Here is a 17,812-nt window from a genome sequence, read left to right as displayed (position 1 = left end):
AATGAAAGATATAAATCGGGCACTTTGGAACCGGAACTTCATACAGTGTTGTATTTCCTACTTCCTGATGAATTTTGCTTTTTATATGTTGATGCCAACTATACCTGTTTATTTGGTGGAGGAACTTGGTATCGATACGTCCAAAGTGGGTTTGGTATTATCCAGCTATACCATTGGTTTGTTGTGCGTTCGCCCATTTTCCGGTTATTTGGTAGATTGTGTTTCACGCAAACCTCTGTATTTGTTTGCTTTTACTTTATTTGCTTTTATGTTTACAGGTTACTTTTTTGCAGTAACAGTCCTAACTATTATGCTTGTCCGTTTTTTGCAAGGAGGTTTTATGGGGTTGACTTCCGTTTCGGGGAATACGATTGCCATAGATGTAATTCCCTCAAAACGGAGGGGAGAGGGAATGGGCTTTTATGGACTTACCATAAATCTGGCAATGTCTTTGGCTCCTTTAGTCGCCGTCGCATTATATGCTCGCAATGGTTTTACTTCAATAATTTGGGCAGGACTTATTATTGCTCTTGTCGGAGTTCTTTCCGTTTGCCTGATTCGTTATCCTAAACGGGAAAAGTTGCCTAAACCTTCTTTTTCTCTTGACCGTTTTATATTGATACAGGCGTTGCCTTCTGCTTTATCTTATATGCTGGTTGCAATTCCATACGGTATGATTATCTCGTTTGCCGTATTGTATGGTAAAGAAATAAATGTGTCTAATCCGGGATATTTTTTTATTTGTATGGCTGTAGGAGTGGGTACGGCTCGTCTTATTTCAGGACGATTGGTTGACCATGGGAAAATCCATACAGTTTCAGTTTGTTCATTAATTAGTTTAACTTTATCGTTTGCTGTGTTTGCTTTATTCAGAACAGAATCTGTGTTTTTTATTTCCGCCTTAGCAATTGGTATAGGTTTTGGTGTAAGCGTCCCTGCCTTTCAATGTCTTTTTGTGAATGTTGCATCTCATAGCCAAAGAGGAACGGCAACATCTACTTATTTGACATCTTTTGATTTGGGTATGGGAGCCGGAATGCTTTCTGCCGGATTTATAGCTTCAAAGTTTGATCTTGCGACAGCTTATCTTGTTGGTGCAGGATGTTGTGTTTTGTCTTTATGGGTCTATTTGCATTGGGTAAGATTTTCCTATGAGAAAAATAAGAAAATGGATTAATGTTATATATCAATGCTTGTTTGTTTTTTTATTTATATTTGTGGCATTTTTCTAAATAACGCTTAATTCAAAACATGAAACAAAAAATTACGGTACCTTCTAATGCTATATTAAAAAGCAACGCAATAGATTATGCATTAATTGTTGTAGGCTCGTTTTTACAGGCACTTAGTTATGTCCTCTTTTTGGCTCCATATAAAATTGTTCCTGGAGGAGTTTATGGTATTTCCATTGTTATTCATTATGTCACGAAAGGAATGTTTTCTTTTCTTCCCGAAGGATTGCCGATGGGTGCTACAGCTTTGTGTTTTAATATTCCATTGATGTTTTTGGCTATGAAGAAGATCGGATTATCTTCCGGACCAAAGACGATTGTAACTTTTCTTTTGATTTCCATATTTACAGATACATTGTCTTATTTTCTTGTAAATCCCTTAGTTGAGAATGATGCTTTTATTGCCGCATTTTATGGAGGGGCTATATTGGGAATGGGAGTAACATGTATATTTCGCGCTCAAAGCACGAGTGCGGGAACAGATGTGCTGGCACGTGTCATTGCTAATGATTCTAACCTGAAAGTAAGTAATATGATTATTGTACTGGACTCGGTTGTTGTATTATTGGGATTGATCGTATTTCAGGATTGGGCCGTTCCTTTATATTCGTGGTTTACCATTTTTGTATATGGAAAGATTGTGGAGATGTTTCAGGTAGAAAATCCCAATCGTGCCGTATTTATTGTTTCCAAGAAAACGCAGGAAATGAAAGATTTGATTGTCAATAAGCTGGGTATGCGTGGAACGTTTATACATGGGCGCGGAATGTATGAAGGGCATGAAACTGAAATTATATTTACAATAGCAGAACGTAAAGATCTTCCCCGTTTAAAAAATGAAGTGACGGATATTGATCCAAATGCTTTCGTTTCAACGATGCATGCCAGTAAAGACTCTCCACGTCCCGGGATTTAATCTTTTGTTTATTTCATGTTGAGTGTGTAATTGATGGATAAAGGCTTTATTGTGAACAAATAATTATCAACTCTCCGTAGTCTGTTGTCAATTATTATTATCTTTGCGACTCAAAAGAAAAATAAAGATAGAAATGCCCAACATCTCACAACGAGGAGTCAATATGCCGGCTTCTCCTATCAGAAAACTTGTTCCGCTGGCAAATAAGGCGAAAGCGAAAGGAATCAAGGTGTATCATCTTAATATCGGACAACCCGATTTACCTACTCCGGAAGTCGCGATGGAGGCGATGCGTCGTATAGATCGTAAAGTGTTGGAGTATTCACCTAGTGAAGGTATCCGTAGTTTCCGTGAGAAGCTGGTTGATTATTATGCTAGATTTAATATAAATGTAGACGTTGATGATATAATAATTACTACCGGAGGATCGGAGGCCGTATTTTTTTCTTTCATGGCTTGTCTTGATCCGGGTGATGAAATTATAGTGCCGGAACCTGCTTATGCTAATTATATGGCATTTGCTATTTCCAGTGGTGCGGTTATTAAAACAATACCTTCTTCTATAGATGAGGGATTTGCCCTTCCTTCTGTGGAAAAGTTTGAGGAATTGATTACTCCCCGGACAAAGGCTATCCTCATTTGTAATCCGAATAATCCGACCGGTTATTTGTATACGCAGAAAGAAATGGACCAGATTCGTGATATTGTAAAGAAATACGATTTGTTCTTGTTTTCAGATGAAGTTTATCGCGAATTTTGTTATACAGGCGCCCCTTATATATCAGCCTTCCATTTGAAAGGTATAGAGAATAATGTGGTTTTGGTAGATTCTGTATCCAAGCGTTATAGCGAATGTGGTATTCGCATTGGTGCATTGATTACGAAGAACCAGATGGTGAAGGAAAATGTTATGAAGTGGTGTCAGGCCCGTTTGAGTCCTCCACTAATCGGACAGATTATAGCAGAAGCATCATTAGATACGCCGGAAGATTATATGTTGGATGTATATAATGAATATGTGGAACGCCGTAAGTTTTTGATTGACGGACTGAACAGGATTCCGGGTTGTTACTCGCCCATACCGATGGGGGCTTTTTATACTGTGGCAAAACTTCCGGTAGACGATGCCGACAAGTTTTGTGCTTGGTGCCTGAGTGAATTCAGTTATGACGGGCAAACGGTTATGATGGCTCCGGCTTCAGGTTTCTATACAACTCCCGGTTTAGGTAAAAATGAAGTCCGTATAGCTTATGTTTTGAAAAAAGAGGATTTGGCAAAGGCTCTTGTTGTTCTTCGGAAAGCTTTGGAGGCTTATCCGGGCAGAGTTTTATAAATGAATATTTATTACTTTGAATTTAGAATTATTTATAGCGCAAAGGATACATTTTAATAAGGAGGAGGACCGGAAGGTTACTCCTCCTGCTGTTCGTATTGCCATTATTGGCATCGCCTTTGGTTTGGCTGTAATGATTCTCTCTGTTGCGATTGTAATAGGATTCAAAAAAGAAGTTCGTAATAAAGTTATTGGTTTTGGTTCACATATTCAGATTACAAACTTTGACAGCAATGCTTCTTATGAATCTACTCCCATAGCTGTTAGCGATACTTTGTTGAATGAACTTCGTTCTTTTCCGGGTATTTCTCATGTGGAAGCTTTTGCAACAAAACCGGGAATATTAAAAACCGAAAATGATTTTCAAGGTATTGTGTTGAAAGGAATAGACTCAGATTATGATTGGACTTTTTTTCGTAATAACTTGAAGGAAGGAGAGCTTTTTACTATTCATCCGGATAAAAATTCTACAGATGTAATTGTTTCCCGTTATCTGGCAAACTTATTGAACCTGAAAGTTGATGATTCTTTTCTTACTTATTTTGTTCAGGAGGATGTACGGGCCCGTAAATTTCATATCACAGGAATTTATGAGACCGGCTTTTTAGATTATGATAAGATATTTGTTATTGCCGATATAAAACAAATACGCCGCTTAAATGGATGGGATAAAGATCAAGTGAGTGGACTTGAATTACAAATTAATGATTATGATAAATTAGACCAGATTGCAGAAGATTTATACTTTGATATGGCGGATAAACATGACAGGAATGGCAATACCTTTTATACCCGTTCTATAAAAGAATTGAATCCTATGATATTCAATTGGCTGGATATATTAGATATTAATGTTGTGGTTATATTGGTATTAATGCTTGCTGTTGCTGGTTTTACTATGATTTCGGGCTTGTTGATAATAATTCTGGAAAGAACAAATATGATTGGTATATTAAAAGCGTTGGGTCAAAATAATACAAGCATACGTCGGATTTTTTTATATGTTTCTTTTTTCTTGATAGGTAAAGGCATGCTCTGGGGAAACATTATCGGTATTTCTTTATGCCTGATACAGTCGTATTTTCATATAATAACTTTAGATCCTTCTATTTACTACCTGGATGCTGTTCCAATAGATTTAAGTATCTTCTCTCTTATTTTACTTAATATAGGAACTTTATGTGTAGCAATGCTAATGATGCTGGGACCTTCCTATTTAATAACGAAGATAGAACCTGCCAGAAGTATCCGTTTTGAATAATCATGTAGTTTAAACTTTCAGTTTGTCCACTTGATTGTAAAATCTGCAATTAATGGTAAATGATCGCTATAACCTCCTTCATATTTAAATCCATAGTATGTCCTGAAAGGTCTCATGCCTTTCCAGGTTTTATCATTTATAAGTAAAAAAGGAGGCGAATATATTTGTGCACTTTTAGAAATATATTGTATAGGATTATGAACCTGCAATAAGTTAGTACTTACTAAGATATGATCCAGTTGACTCCATTCTCCCTGATATTTATGACTTCCTTTTAATTTGAACTGTTTTCTGTCTGCGAACAGGTTTATAAGAATGTGGGATGACTCTATTTCCTTCAAACTTCTGTTTTCTGGCGTGTCATTAAAATCTCCCATAACGATAATGTTTGCTTTTGTACGGATTTTGCATAACGAATCACACGCTTTTATGAGTGTTCCGGAAGCATCCAAACGATCCTTCTCGCTTTCTTTTTCGCCTCCGTAACGGGAAGGGAAATGACAAATAAAAATGTCTAAGGTGTCTTGGGGTGTTATTTTCCCCCAAATATGCAGTAAATCTCTGGATTGTTTATGTACCTTTCGGGTGTATGATATGCTTTTGGCTTCGTGACCGAGATAGCCGAATTTGTCTCTCTGATATAAAAGGGCTACATTTATACCACGCCTGTCTGAGCTTTGGGTAATACAATACCGGTAGTGTTGGTGCTTCAAAGGTGTTTGATGTAGCAGGTGGATTAAAACAGAGTCATTTTCTATTTCGCATAAGCCAACGAGGGCAGGGGTGTCCCATTCTCCTGCAGCACATATAACTTTAGCTATTTGCTGTAATTTGTGATTATAACGTTTGTGTGTCCAATGTCGATTACCAGATGGCAAAAATTCATTGTCTTCCTTTAAAGGATTGTCTAAAGTATCAAAAAGGTTTTCAGCATTATAACTCATAATCCGAAAGCTTGTTTGCGCAATGATAGAATGAGTTACAAGTATCAATAAACATATAAGAATTTTCATAGTAAAGGTTTTGACTTATCTTATTCCTTATTCTTTTTGTGAAGGATCATATTCGTATGCTCCAATCGTTGGTCCTGTACTCGTTAGCCGGTTTATTCCGTAACGGTCTTTAGGATATTTCTGAGCAATTGATAAATCGGCTTTGCCAATGCCTTCTTCCTCTTCACTTGCCAAACGGAAATCGAATGAATATTTATTTTCTTTTTCTCCCATCATTAAATATGAGGGACTTTTACTTAAAAAGATTACATCTTTAAAGTTTGTATTGGCAACTCCTTTTGTTTTTATCATACAATGATTGAAAAGGTAGTCGAAATCAGTATTTTCTACTTTCCATTCACCTCCGGATGTAATTTGTATTTCCCCTTCATAATCTTTTTCTCCGGCAGACCAGCTTCCGTCGATAATACAATTGTCGAAATGAGCCTGTGTGATAGGATATGGACCGTTCTTATCTACAGTGGCATTATTTGCCAATCGGAGAGTTTGGCTGGATGGGTCTCTGGATAATAACGTCATATAATTAGCCAATGTACAGTGGGCAAAATAATACTTGCCGCCAACTAATGTGACAACACTGTTTCTGGCATTACTGAATTCACTGTTAGCTGCCGTAACATTGCAATTGATCGCAAAGAACAATTGTTTGCTCATATTTGTGATTTGTGAGTTATTTATTACCAGTTTGCTGTGTTCCGGTTCCGATAATTCACAGGTAATCCCGGTAGTTCCGTTCCGAACAATAACATAGTCCATGGTATTGTCGAAGCTGGTGTTTTTTAAGTATATTCCTCCCCATTGTCCGGGTGTCCGGTCATAAGGCAATACATTATCTAGAATGAAATCCAGCCTGTCTCCTCTGAATATTATCGGCTCATCTTGAGTTCCATTCGCATTCATAGAACCATGTACAACGATGTTCGCGTTATCATGCATATAGAAAATAGCACCTTTTTCTATCGTCATTTTTGCACCTTCTTCAACTACCAGATTATCATAAATCAGATAAGGTCGTTTGGCTGAAAGAACGGTGTCTTTTGTGACTGTGAGGCCTCCTTTGTGGAGGTATACGTCTTGTCCGTATGCTTCTAACAATACTGATTGTTGTATCCCGTTTGTGACGAATACAATTGAGTCTTCTATTAATAAAGGTTGGTCTGCGTCATTCGGATTTACAGTTACTTCTACGAATACATACATGCTGTCTTCTGCCAGAATACTAACATTATTGAAAGAATCTCCTTTTCGTCCGTCTACATTAATACGAAAACCTGTTGTACCACCTCCGGCTAGCAATATGGATTCTATGTTAAGAGCTTCCGAATTATTATTATAAATCATCAGTTCCTTTGTTGTGGAACCGATTGTACTGAATACTGTGTCGAATGATAGTGTATCTATTGAAAAACTCAGTCTGTGGTTGGGATTTGTGGAATAGTGCTCATCCAATCCGTCACATGCCGATAATAGATTTAGCATGATAGCGGAAAGAAGGAATAATAAGATGGTTACTCTTTTCATTACTGTAAATGTTAAATAATATGCCTTTGTGTTCTTGTTTTTATCTGAAAACAAATTTTACATAAATATGTTTTCTTCAAAAGGCATAAAAAAAGAGGATTAACACTTTGATTGTGTTTTTCCTCTTTTTATAACGAATAATTTATCGTTTTATTTTGCGGGAATGCTCTTTAATAATTCAAGTAAATGACTCCACCACAAACCAACAGTATCAATTTGAATACGTTCGTTAGGAGAATGGACATCGCGTAAAGTCGGACCGAAAGATATCATATCCAAGTTTGGATACTTTTCAAGGAACAATCCGCATTCCAATCCGGCATGTATGGCCATGATCTTTGCCTCTTTATTAAACAAACGCTTATATGTTTCTTGAGCAATTTTCAAAATTTTTGAATCCGGATTCGGTGCCCATCCCGGATAACCGTCGCCATGAGTTACTTCCGCATTAGCTAAAAGGAAAGTGGATGCAACCTGGTTGGCTACTGCTATTTTACATGATTCAATAGAACTGCGCTGGCTTGTTCCTACTACGATTGTATTACCTTCTTTCATCTTTACAGATGCCAGATTCGTAGAAGTTTCAACAAGTCCTTCAATGTCATGGCTCATGCCTATAACTCCATGAGGACAAGCATGCAATGAGTAAATTAATTTTTCTGCTGTTGCATCATCAATGTGGTTTTCCGGACGATCTGCAGATTCCATGCTAATCTGAACATTCGGATCAACATGCTTCAATTCGTTTTCAACATCTGCCGCAAAGTGATTTAACATGATACGTACATTTTCCTTGTCTTCCGGATTCAAACCAACGACAGCATGTGCTTCGCGGGCAATAGCATTACGTAAGTTCCCTCCGTCAATAGAGCATAAAACGAATTGATGCTGTTGTCTTAATAGAAATAAGAAACGAACCAGAATTTTATTTGCATTTCCTAATCCTTTATGAATCTCACCACCGGAATGACCTCCGTTTAATCCTTTTACGTCAATACGGAAATATTGCATGTTGGGAGTGGTTGGTTGCGCTTCATAATGGAATACAGCTTGTGTATCTTTACCTCCGGCGCATCCCATAAAGATTTCTCCTTCATCTTCACTATCCAGGTTCAGCAGTATTTCTCCGGTCATAAATCCTTTTTCAATTGCTTTTGCTCCGGTAAGTCCGGTTTCTTCGTCTACGGTGAAAAGACATTCTATCGGACCATGTTCTATATCGTTAGATGCTAGCAGTGTCAGCTCGGCGGCAACACCTATGCCATTGTCTGCACCTAATGTGGTTCCGTTTGCACGAAGCCAGTTTCCGTCAACGATAGTTTCGATAGGGTCATTGTCAAAATTGTGAACAGTTCCGTTATTCTTTTCACAAACCATATCCATATGAGATTGAAGGATTACAACAGGACGGTTCTCCATGCCCGGAGTTGCCGGCTTAGACATTAATATGTTTCCTGCTGCATCTTTTTTGATTGCTATATTATATTCCTTGGCAAAAGATTCAAGGAAATGAATCATTTTGCCCTCTTTCTTTGAAGGACGGGGAACTTGTGTAATCTGATGGAAGAACTTCCATACAATTTCTGGCTTTAAATCTGTAATCTTCATAATGTTACAATATATTATAGATGTTACTCTATAGTTAATAAAATGATGTCGCAATGGGCTATCTTCGAAAAAAAGTAGAATAAAATACCAAAAAGCTACTTTATAATCAGTTAAACTCTTATATTTGCGTCCACAAATATAGAGAAAATGCTTACAACGTTGCTGTTTACGATCATAATTCTTGTTATTTGTGTTGTGTTGCTGTCGGTAAAAGTTCTATTTAAAAAGGGAGGTCGTTTCCCGAATACACATATTGATGGCAATAGAGCACTGGGAAAGAAAGGTATACATTGTGCAAAAACACAAGATCGTGAAGATGCTAAGCAGAAGAATCTATATGATAGATTGAAAGAAACAGAAAAATAAAATAAAGATTTAATTTACACTTTATGAAGAACATTAACTACGTTATTAACGGTGTGCTTGCTGTGGCTGTTGTGATTTTGTTTATTATGCAATTTTCTGACAAAAAAGAATCTAGCGTCACAAGGACATTTACTTCAGGAGAGGATACAACAGGGATACTTCCAATCGCATACGTGAATGTGGACTCTCTTTTGCAGAATTACAATTATTCGAAAGATTTGAACGAAATCATTCTGAAGAAATCAGAAAACTCCCGTGCCAGCATCACGCAGAAGGCGCGTAGTTTACAAAGTGAAATGCAAGACTTTCAGCGTAAAGTGGAAAATAATGCATTCCTTACGAATGAACGTGCAGAGCAAGAGCAACGTCGTTTGTTAAACAAACAGCAGGAACTTCAAAATCTGGATAATCAATTAGCCCAGGAATTGATGGCTGAACAGCAAAGAGTGAGCGAACAGCTTCGGGATACATTGGTTTCTCAATTGAGACAGTTTAACAGAGATAAAAACTTTCAGGTAATATTTAGTAATACCGTTGGTGATAATATATTGCTTGCCGGTGATGCTTATGATATTACGGGGGAATTGATCGAATTCTTGAATAGAAATTATGCGTCTCCTAACAAGTAATTAGTTATAAAGACATATTGTGATAAATGAGCCGTTTTCTAATTACTAGAAGGCGGCTCATTTTGTATTCTTTATTATGATCTTATACTTTTCTTGCTTTAATAAATACCTCATTTAGGCTTCTTTTATATTCCAGTAAATCAACGCGTTAAAAAGAGCTGACCTTTGCAATCAAAAGTCCCGTCTTAACATTTCAAAAGTCTGCTCTTTTGAAATGTTAAGACGGGACTTTTATGTTTAAAAGATATGTCTTTTTAAAGCGTTGTATATCAACCCGCTTTTGAGAGGTCAATATGCTTGCTAAATACCTAAAGATGCTTTAATCTGACTTATCTTTTCTTCGGCTGCCTTTTCTGCAGCAGGTATTTCATCTATACTGTTTATCTTGGAATGTACTTCACAATAGAATTTAATTTTGGGTTCTGTTCCGGAAGGACGGATCGAAACCTTTGTATTATCTTCCGTGAAATATTGTAATACATTAGAGGTTGTCGGCATATCCAAAGATAGAGTTTCGTTATCATTATAACTGAAACCTTTTAAGGATGCGTAGTCATAAAAATAGGTTACTTTAGAGCCGGCAATTTCCTGTAATGGATTTTCGCGGAACTTTTTCATCATGGCTTCTATTTCTTCTGCACCGCTCTTCCCTTTTTTTACAACAGAAATACCTAATTCTTTGGAGAATCCGTATTCTACATAAATTTTCTGTAATAACTGGAACAGAGTTAAACCTTGATCTTTTGCCCAAGCTGCGATTTCCGCCAGAATTGCGCAAGCAGAAACTGCATCTTTATCACGTACGAAATCTTCACAAAGGAAACCGTAGCTTTCTTCACCGCCACCGATATATTGTTTTTTTCCTTCGTTCTTTTTCATTACATCGGCAATCCATTTAAAACCTGTGTAAACATCGTATAATTCTACACCGTTACGTTCGGCAATTGTACGGATCGTTTCTGTTGTTACAATTGTTTTAACAACATACTCTTTACCTTGTATTTTTCCTAATTCTTTCCAGCGGGTAATCAGATAATATACAAACATGAGGGCTGTCTGGTTGCCATTAAGCAACACCCATTCTCCTTCGTTGTTCTTTACGGCAGCGCCAACTCGGTCTGCATCCGGATCAGAGGCCATTACCAATTCAGCATCCGTTTCTTTCGCTTTCTCTACAGCCATAGATAGTGCAGCCGGTTCTTCCGGATTTGGGGAAATGACGGTTGGAAAGTCTCCACTGACAACATCTTGTTCCGGAACATGAATGATATTTGTAAATCCGTAAGCTTTCAAAGCAGCAGGAACCAGTCTTACCCCTGTACCATGAATTGGGGTATAAACAATCTTCATGTCTTTGTGACGCGCAATAGCTTCAGGAGAAAGAGATATAGTTGTTAAATCTTTAATATACTGGTCATCTATTTCTTTGCCGATAATTTCAATAAGAGCTTTGTTGCCTTTGAACTTAATATCGCTGGCATTACGAATCTTGTTTACTTCGGCAATTGTGTTGCGATCATGCGGAGCAATCATTTGTGCGCCGTCATCCCAATATGCTTTATAACCATTATATTCTTTAGGATTGTGAGATGCTGTTAAGATAATACCGCTTTGGCATCCTAATTTACGGATTGTGTAAGACATTTCAGGAGTTGGGCGAAGATCTTCAAATAAATAAACCTTGATGCCGTTTGCCGAGAAAATATCAGCAGATATTTCAGCAAACTTGCGGCTATTATTACGACAGTCGTGTCCGATAACCACTTTAATCTGGTCTAACTCTTCAAATTCCTTTTTCAGGTAGTTGGATAAGCCCTGTGTAGCAGCTCCTACCGTATAAATATTCATGCGGTTTGAACCTACTCCCATTATACCACGCAAACCTCCTGTTCCAAACTCCAAATCTTTGTAAAAACATTCGATTAGTTCCGTTGGATCTTCATTGTCTAGCAAAGCTTGTACTTGTGCGCGTGTTTCGGCATCATAACTTTTAGCAAGCCATCCTTGTGCCTTGCTTCTTACCATTTCCAATAACTCGTTGTTTTCCATGTTCGTATATCGTGTTTATTGTTGAGCATATTACTCATTGTATGAAAAACAAATATACGAATTAATTGTTTTAAGCAAATTATTCCGGTAAGATTTTCGGTGTTGAAATGATTGTCGTTAGGTTAATGTTTCATTTCCAGTTAAATGTGTATGAATAAAACGTTAAATTATCACAAGCATCTGTTACAGTAAGTTCCAGCAAATGTTTTCCCGGTTGTAATCGTTCTTTGTCGAAGTGATAAGAAATGACGGATTTATTATTCATTTCAAACAGGGCGTATTCGCCATCAATAGTTCCTTTGTAGCTTTGTACCCCACTTAAATTATCAGACAACCGGAATGAAATAATTTGTTTGCTTATCCAGGTTTCCTTGTTAATGGGAGTGATCGTAGGAGCTTGAGAGTCTTGCCTGATAGCATAATTACCAAGTTCTTTAATATCTGCATTTATCCAACCGTTCTTATAAGTGCCGCCAATCCAGGAGGCTCGACCGTTTTGTAATCGGATAATGCCATATTGTTGCTTGTTATTCAGTGTGTCGGATTGTAAACGTATAGATAATTGTCCCGCTTTGTGCAGAGGAACCGGATGATTGTGTAATATGTGGGTTGCCGATAGGGCAGTACTATCTTCTTTTACCGAATATCTGAATAATAAATCATCATATAAGTTTCCTTTGGGAATAGTAAGACGGATTCCTTTGGCTCCGAAACGATTATCACTTCCCCAATGAAATAATTCCGCTCCTTCCATATTGGGCTGAGGTATGATTTGTTCTTTTCCTTTTATCCAGATAGACAGTTGGGTTGTATTTCCAAATATATCAGACAACTTATATATTAAATGATATTCTCTGGGTTCATTAATAGTAAGTATACCTCTGTTTTCACTTGCAATAAAACGAAGGCGATTGCCTGGTTCAATGAAACTTTTCATATAAAATGAACGTTTGTCTTTCCATGTTTCGTAGTCGGTGAAGCTATTCAGATAACGGCTTTCATCAAATGCGTACATATCCAGGCAGCTATGAAAAATCGTTTGGCTGTCTGCCTGTAAAACGATTTCCTTCACCCCATAAATGTTCGTGGTATTATCCATATAGTCATAAGCTTTTATAGCCAGGCCTATTTCTCCCCAAGCCTCCAGTTTCCCGGTTATTGCTTGTTTGCCGTTTTTTGCTGTGACTAATTTTAATTCCTGTTTTTTACTGCTGCTGTTTACTATACCTTTTCCTGGCATTGGATATATCATTATTTCTTGTATTTTCGGAGGGCGCGTATCGGTTATTTTGTTTTTGAAAAACTCAAGAGGGTCTACTACCTCTTCTGTTTTTGTATTGCGAACTTCAAAATGCAGATGAGGACCTCCGGAACTACCTGTATTTCCACTGAAAGCCACAATCTCCCCCTTCTCTATAGGGAATATATCCGGAGTTAGAGTTAAATTTACATTAAAACTTTCTTGTAGATATTGTTGCTCTTTTACGTAGTTCGCAATTTTCTTCGAGAACTTTTGGAGATGCCCGTACACTGTTGTTGTCCCGTCTGGATGTGTAAGGTATAATCCATTTCCATAACCCCATGGACTGACAGAAATGCGTGAGACATATCCTTCCTGCACTGCATGGACAGGCTTGCCTTCTACGCCCTGAGTCTTAAAGTCTATGCCGGAATGAAAATGGTTACTTCTTAATTCTCCGAAATTCCCGCTTAGAAGGATTGGCAAATCAAGTGGAGCTCGTAGTTCTTGTGCTTTAATAGAGAAATTTATAAGAGATGAAATCGTACAGATTCCGGCTATAATATGATGTAATTGCATAGTATTATCATGTTATTATTTAGCAAACATACAATAAAATCTTACTTATTCTTTATCTGTAAGGAAATTTATCATTTGTACGATGGCACGGCTACATGCCGGACAAAAAGGCGCATAATCTCTCATCATGCAATGATCCATAGGACGGTATATTCCTTTTGCTACATAACCTCCACCTTCAAATACGCCGACATGATCTTTGTATTTGCCATTCAATGGAGTTGGAACAGGAGTATTTTTAGCTAGAAGGTCTTTCCATTTACTGTCAAAGTTTACCAGTGTTGTAATATTTGGTTCCCATGGCTCGTATTTTAAATTGTAGAAATTTTCATAAGCAACTTCCGATGTGAAATATTCATCGGCAAGACCGGCAAAACTATGCCCGAATTCATGAACAAAAATAACTTGTGTCTGTGCGTTGTCGGCTGTCCCCATTGCATAGAAATTATACATTCCTCCTCCACCGTACGTATCTGTATTTACGAGGATAAAAATAGCATCGCAGGGAGTATTCCAAATAGCATCACGAATGGATTTCATGTCAGGGGTAGTCAGATAACGGTCTATTCCAAATGTGTAATAGCCTGAATTCAAAGCTGTATTTTTAAATATGCCTTTACCGGAGATATCTGTGCCCGATTCTTCAGAAATTAAACTTACGGCCCAAACATTAAAATCGTCTTCATGATTGTTGTACGGAGCTGTGTTAAATAAAGACTCCGTAAAACGTTTTGCATCAGCGATGAATTTGTCTTGCTCGGTTTTCGTATATCCTTCTGCCAGGAAAACAAGGTCTACTTTTTCTGTTGGGTTTCCTTTGTATTGTATTCTAGATACGTGGTTCTCTTTTAATCTTCCTCTATCAATGAAGATGCTGGAAGGATCTATCTCTGTTTTTAATAATGTCTGAAACTGCATATCCTCTTTATTTCGGGCAGTAATCTCTACCAAAACAGTTTTTTTAGGAAAAGGAACAGAGATACTGTTCGTCCACGATTGTGTTTCGTTTTGAGCCTGCTTGGTGGTACGCCATTCTTCAAATAAGGTATTAAATCCACGAGAGTAAATCAGTTTATTACTGGTTTTATCATAGACATTGACGTAATAACCTCCATATTTGAATTTGTCTATTCGGTTTTTCTGTGGACCGCCCCATACCGGTTCTTCCCGAAGTTGCTGAATAGCTGCTGCCTGGTATTTTGAATTTCCACTAAGGGCAAAGTCTATACGCAGACTTTTTGTTAAGAAATAGGTGTCAAAGTCGTTTTGTGCGATACAAGTTAAACTGCAAAAAAGAGCAAGTAGAATAATGTAGTTCCGTGTCTTCATATATGTGTTTTGTTATTGACTGCTTGATTATATGCCAAAGATAAGACATAAAAATATCTCCGGAAAATGTAAGAGTGTGAAACATGTTTCCGGAGATGTAAATATATATGAGATGTGAATTAATGATGGCTCAAATAACCTGATACTCCTTCTTGAGTCGCTTTCATTGCATCTTTACCTTTAGACCAGTTGGCAGGGCAAACTTCGCCATATTCCTCAAAATGCTGTAATGCGTCTACCATACGGATGGCTTCATCAACGTTTCTTCCCAATGGTAAATCATTGATAACGTAATGACGGATAATTCCATTCTTATCAATCAGAAAAAGCCCGCGATAAGCAACAGGTTCGCCTACGGCTACCACTTCTCCTGTTTCATTCGTCAGATAATCGGCAGCAAGAACTCCATAGTTTTGTGAGATTGTTTTGGAAAAATCGGAGACGATAGGATACTTTACACCATGAATACCTCCTTTATTACGGTCTTGGTTCAACCATGCAAAGTGGGAATATTCAGAATCCACAGAACAGCCAACTACGGCTACATTTCGTTTTTCAAACTCTGGTAATTTATCTTGGAAAGCATGTAGTTCAGTAGGGCAAACAAACGTGAAGTCCATTGGATAGAAGAATAGAACTACATATTTTTTACCAATATACTGTTCCAGTGAAAAGTCTGGAATGATTTCATTACCATTAACGACTGCCGGAGCATGAAATTCCGGCGCTTTTTTACCTATAAATGCACTCATATCGATATTTATTTTTCGATATAACAACCTCCGGCAAGGGATTGTTCCTTTATTTTTCCAAGTTTTAATCAAATTAGATATTTGAAAGAAACTATCTGAAATGCAAGTCTATAAATAGAAATGAAGATCAGGTAATTTTTTTTACTCTTCTACTATTGATATTGGAAGAATAAACCAGAAGGTAGAACCTTCTCCTGGTTTGGAATCAACTCCAATTTCTCCTCCTAAAAATTCTACAATAGTTTTACAAATAGTGAGACCAAGTCCTGCTCCTTGAGTAAAATTGTTTATTTTTACAAAACGTTCAAATATTTTATCCAGGTTTTCATCGGCTATTCCAATACCAGTATCGGATACGGCTACACGAGCGGATTGTCCTTTTATATTATATGATAAAATGATTTTGCCTTGGGGAGTAAATTTATAGGCATTTGAAACTAAATTTATTATAACTTGTTTTATACGTTGTTCATCTGAATAAAGGATAAGGTCCGGATGTTTTGTTTCGTCAAATATAAATTCCAAATGAGAAAACTTAGGGGTGGTATACATATTGTATATTTCAAGACAAATATCTTTTAGATTTATGTTCTTGTGTTGATACTTTAGAACACCGGATTCTATTTTAGAAAAATCGAGAATGTCAGAAATTAATTGAAGTAATAATTCATTATTCTTGTTGATGATTTCTTGAAAATGGTGACGTTCTTCCAGATCATCCGTTTCTGCCATAATTCCGGAGAAACCAACAATTGCATTTAGAGGTGTACGGATTTCATGACTCATGTTGGCAAGAAAGGCCGACTTTAACTTATCTGCTTCACGAACCTTTTCCATTTCGAGTTCCGTTTTAAGTTTTTCTTCTTCGGCTTTCCGTAATTTTTCTTCCATCTCTTTTTTCAGATGGTTCTCGGTGTTATCACTAATTATAAATAGGTATCCAATTTGTCCAGGTTCTTCATCCCGTAAGATTAATCCTTTTATTTGCAGGTATTTTATTTCTTCTTTGAAAGAAGTCTGAAAATAGTCTCCTACTTTATTAAAATAATAAACCGTGGGTAAATCGAAATCTTTATCATTCCTTAAACTTTTGACGATGTTTTTGTCTAAATTGGGATTTTTAAATAAGTTACAGCCTCTTAAGTCTTCAATACTGGCGCCAAAGATTCTGGCATCAGCTTCATTTGCATCTATTAAAAAACCATCTGTATCGTATAGTTCTACTCCAACAGGTAAGTTCGAAAATATCATTTGAAAACGGGTGTTACTTTGTAATAGACGTTTGCGGGATTCTTTTATATCAGTTTGCGCACTTTGACGTTCTATAATAATAGAGAAGATGTTTGATATAATACGTAGATTTTCGACTTCAGATGCTGTCCAATGTCTACGTATTCGAATAGAATCGAATCCGATGAAACCTCGTATTCTATTATGGAAAGAAAGTGGTAAGACTAGCATGGAAAGAAGTCCTTGACTTTCTAATAGCTTTCGATCGACATATGCTTCTTTGGGCAGATTCTTTATATCATGGGCAATGATGTCATTCCCTGCTAGAATTGTATCAATCATCCACGGAATTGTTTCATGGGATAATATGGAAGAATCTTCCTTTGACGTATCAACCCAAGTACTTATTGCTTCGTATAAAAAGTTTGCGACTTTATTTTCTGCATCGAAGGTCGCCACATATACCCAGTCCACATTAAAAAAATCCAAAAGTATTTTTATAGCTTTCTCTATTGCATCATTTTCGTCGGAATTGAACAACAGAGATATAACTTCTGAAATGATTTGCTTAATGTTAGGTGCCGGAGTCATGGGTTTCTATGCGTTTGTTTTGTGAATGTTATTGAATTTCAAGGATTACAAAGCTAAGAAATAATTTTTATTTGTGATACTTCATTAGGAAAGAATATTGTTTTTTGTCCGAAAATAAAAATGGGCACATATACGTGCCCATTTTATAACTATAAAAGGCTTT

At 37.0% G+C, this 17,812-nt stretch carries 14 protein-coding genes; 6 read left to right on the top strand and 8 right to left on the bottom strand.

Translation table 11 applies throughout. From position 1 onward, the window contains the following. Nucleotide 1: 1 nt before the first annotated feature. The 4 genes from C1721_RS01505 (at nt 2) to C1721_RS01490 (ending at nt 4,742) form a co-directional block, all read left to right on the top strand. On the top strand, nt 2-1,177 hold the full coding sequence (locus C1721_RS01505) for an MFS transporter (RefSeq protein ID WP_102406516.1): 1,176 nt from the start codon (nt 2-4) through the stop codon (nt 1,175-1,177). A gap of 74 nt (nt 1,178-1,251) precedes the next feature. Continuing rightward, nucleotides 1,252-2,148 carry a YitT family protein gene (locus C1721_RS01500; RefSeq protein ID WP_102406514.1) on the top strand — a complete coding sequence of 299 codons (897 nt, stop codon included), beginning with the start codon at nt 1,252-1,254 and terminating at the stop codon, nt 2,146-2,148. Between the two features lie 133 nt (nt 2,149-2,281). Beyond that, on the top strand, nt 2,282-3,481 hold the full coding sequence (locus tag C1721_RS01495; RefSeq protein ID WP_102406512.1) for a pyridoxal phosphate-dependent aminotransferase: 1,200 nt from the start codon (nt 2,282-2,284) through the stop codon (nt 3,479-3,481). Nucleotides 3,482-3,497: 16 nt separating this feature from the next. After that, nucleotides 3,498-4,742 (top strand): ABC transporter permease, encoded by a 1,245-nt coding sequence (locus tag C1721_RS01490; protein ID WP_102406510.1) that lies wholly within the window; start codon nt 3,498-3,500, stop codon nt 4,740-4,742. Between the two features lie 17 nt (nt 4,743-4,759). On the opposite strand, the gene C1721_RS01485 is transcribed toward C1721_RS01490, so the two are convergent. The 3 genes from C1721_RS01485 to C1721_RS01475 form a co-directional block, all read right to left on the bottom strand. Continuing rightward, nucleotides 4,760-5,755, bottom strand: coding sequence for an endonuclease/exonuclease/phosphatase family protein (locus tag C1721_RS01485; protein WP_102406509.1), 996 nt, complete (start codon nt 5,753-5,755; stop codon nt 4,760-4,762). Between the two features lie 27 nt (nt 5,756-5,782). Then, a complete protein-coding gene (locus C1721_RS01480) occupies nt 5,783-7,276 on the bottom strand; it encodes a hypothetical protein (RefSeq protein WP_102409184.1) in 1,494 nt (497 codons plus the stop codon). Nucleotides 7,277-7,426: 150 nt separating this feature from the next. After that, on the bottom strand, nt 7,427-8,884 hold the full coding sequence (locus C1721_RS01475; protein WP_102406507.1) for an aminoacyl-histidine dipeptidase: 1,458 nt from the start codon (nt 8,882-8,884) through the stop codon (nt 7,427-7,429). Nucleotides 8,885-9,031: 147 nt separating this feature from the next. On the opposite strand from C1721_RS01475, the gene C1721_RS01470 reads away from it, so the two are divergent. Both C1721_RS01470 and C1721_RS01465 read left to right on the top strand, forming a co-directional pair. Then, entirely contained in the window at nt 9,032-9,250 is a 219-nt protein-coding gene (locus tag C1721_RS01470; protein ID WP_102406505.1) for a hypothetical protein, read from the top strand. Between the two features lie 23 nt (nt 9,251-9,273). Continuing rightward, a complete protein-coding gene (locus C1721_RS01465) occupies nt 9,274-9,879 on the top strand; it encodes an OmpH/Skp family outer membrane protein (RefSeq protein ID WP_102406503.1) in 606 nt (201 codons plus the stop codon). A 300-nt stretch (nt 9,880-10,179) separates the two neighbouring features. On the opposite strand, the gene C1721_RS01460 is transcribed toward C1721_RS01465, so the two are convergent. The 5 genes from C1721_RS01460 to C1721_RS01440 form a co-directional block, all read right to left on the bottom strand. Further along, entirely contained in the window at nt 10,180-11,928 is a 1,749-nt protein-coding gene (locus C1721_RS01460) for a phospho-sugar mutase (protein ID WP_102406501.1), read from the bottom strand. A gap of 130 nt (nt 11,929-12,058) precedes the next feature. Next, on the bottom strand, nt 12,059-13,747 hold the full coding sequence (locus tag C1721_RS01455; protein WP_102406499.1) for a M23 family metallopeptidase: 1,689 nt from the start codon (nt 13,745-13,747) through the stop codon (nt 12,059-12,061). A gap of 45 nt (nt 13,748-13,792) precedes the next feature. Further along, nucleotides 13,793-15,076 (bottom strand): M64 family metallopeptidase, encoded by a 1,284-nt coding sequence (locus C1721_RS01450; protein WP_102406497.1) that lies wholly within the window; start codon nt 15,074-15,076, stop codon nt 13,793-13,795. A gap of 119 nt (nt 15,077-15,195) precedes the next feature. Further along, nucleotides 15,196-15,828, bottom strand: coding sequence for a peroxiredoxin (locus C1721_RS01445; RefSeq protein WP_102406495.1), 633 nt, complete (start codon nt 15,826-15,828; stop codon nt 15,196-15,198). A 141-nt stretch (nt 15,829-15,969) separates the two neighbouring features. Continuing rightward, the gene (locus tag C1721_RS01440; protein WP_102406493.1) at nt 15,970-17,649 is read right to left on the bottom strand and encodes a GAF domain-containing sensor histidine kinase; all 1,680 of its coding nucleotides are present in this window, start codon (nt 17,647-17,649) and stop codon (nt 15,970-15,972) included. Nucleotides 17,650-17,812 lie beyond the last annotated feature (163 nt).

It is taken from the genome of Parabacteroides bouchesdurhonensis (assembly GCF_900186615.1).
Taxonomy (GTDB): Bacteria; Bacteroidota; Bacteroidia; order Bacteroidales; family Tannerellaceae; genus Parabacteroides; species Parabacteroides bouchesdurhonensis.
Note: the sequence above shows the minus strand (reverse complement) of the source record. Positions and strands in the feature narration are given on the sequence as shown.

What these genes read in the sequence shown, in the direction of transcription:
- C1721_RS01505 (WP_102406516.1), top strand. Translation starts at nt 2, where the DNA reads ATGAAAGATATAAATCGGGCACTTTGGAACCGGAACTTCATACAGTGT.
- C1721_RS01500 (WP_102406514.1), top strand. Translation starts at nt 1,252, where the DNA reads ATGAAACAAAAAATTACGGTACCTTCTAATGCTATATTAAAAAGCAAC.
- C1721_RS01495 (WP_102406512.1), top strand. Translation starts at nt 2,282, where the DNA reads ATGCCCAACATCTCACAACGAGGAGTCAATATGCCGGCTTCTCCTATC.
- C1721_RS01485 (WP_102406509.1), bottom strand. Translation starts at nt 5,755, where the DNA reads ATGAAAATTCTTATATGTTTATTGATACTTGTAACTCATTCTATCATT.
- C1721_RS01480 (WP_102409184.1), bottom strand. Translation starts at nt 7,276, where the DNA reads ATGAAAAGAGTAACCATCTTATTATTCCTTCTTTCCGCTATCATGCTA.
- C1721_RS01475 (WP_102406507.1), bottom strand. Translation starts at nt 8,884, where the DNA reads ATGAAGATTACAGATTTAAAGCCAGAAATTGTATGGAAGTTCTTCCAT.
- C1721_RS01470 (WP_102406505.1), top strand. Translation starts at nt 9,032, where the DNA reads ATGCTTACAACGTTGCTGTTTACGATCATAATTCTTGTTATTTGTGTT.
- C1721_RS01465 (WP_102406503.1), top strand. Translation starts at nt 9,274, where the DNA reads ATGAAGAACATTAACTACGTTATTAACGGTGTGCTTGCTGTGGCTGTT.
- C1721_RS01460 (WP_102406501.1), bottom strand. Translation starts at nt 11,928, where the DNA reads ATGGAAAACAACGAGTTATTGGAAATGGTAAGAAGCAAGGCACAAGGA.
- C1721_RS01455 (WP_102406499.1), bottom strand. Translation starts at nt 13,747, where the DNA reads ATGCAATTACATCATATTATAGCCGGAATCTGTACGATTTCATCTCTT.
- C1721_RS01450 (WP_102406497.1), bottom strand. Translation starts at nt 15,076, where the DNA reads ATGAAGACACGGAACTACATTATTCTACTTGCTCTTTTTTGCAGTTTA.
- C1721_RS01445 (WP_102406495.1), bottom strand. Translation starts at nt 15,828, where the DNA reads ATGAGTGCATTTATAGGTAAAAAAGCGCCGGAATTTCATGCTCCGGCA.
- C1721_RS01440 (WP_102406493.1), bottom strand. Translation starts at nt 17,649, where the DNA reads ATGACTCCGGCACCTAACATTAAGCAAATCATTTCAGAAGTTATATCT.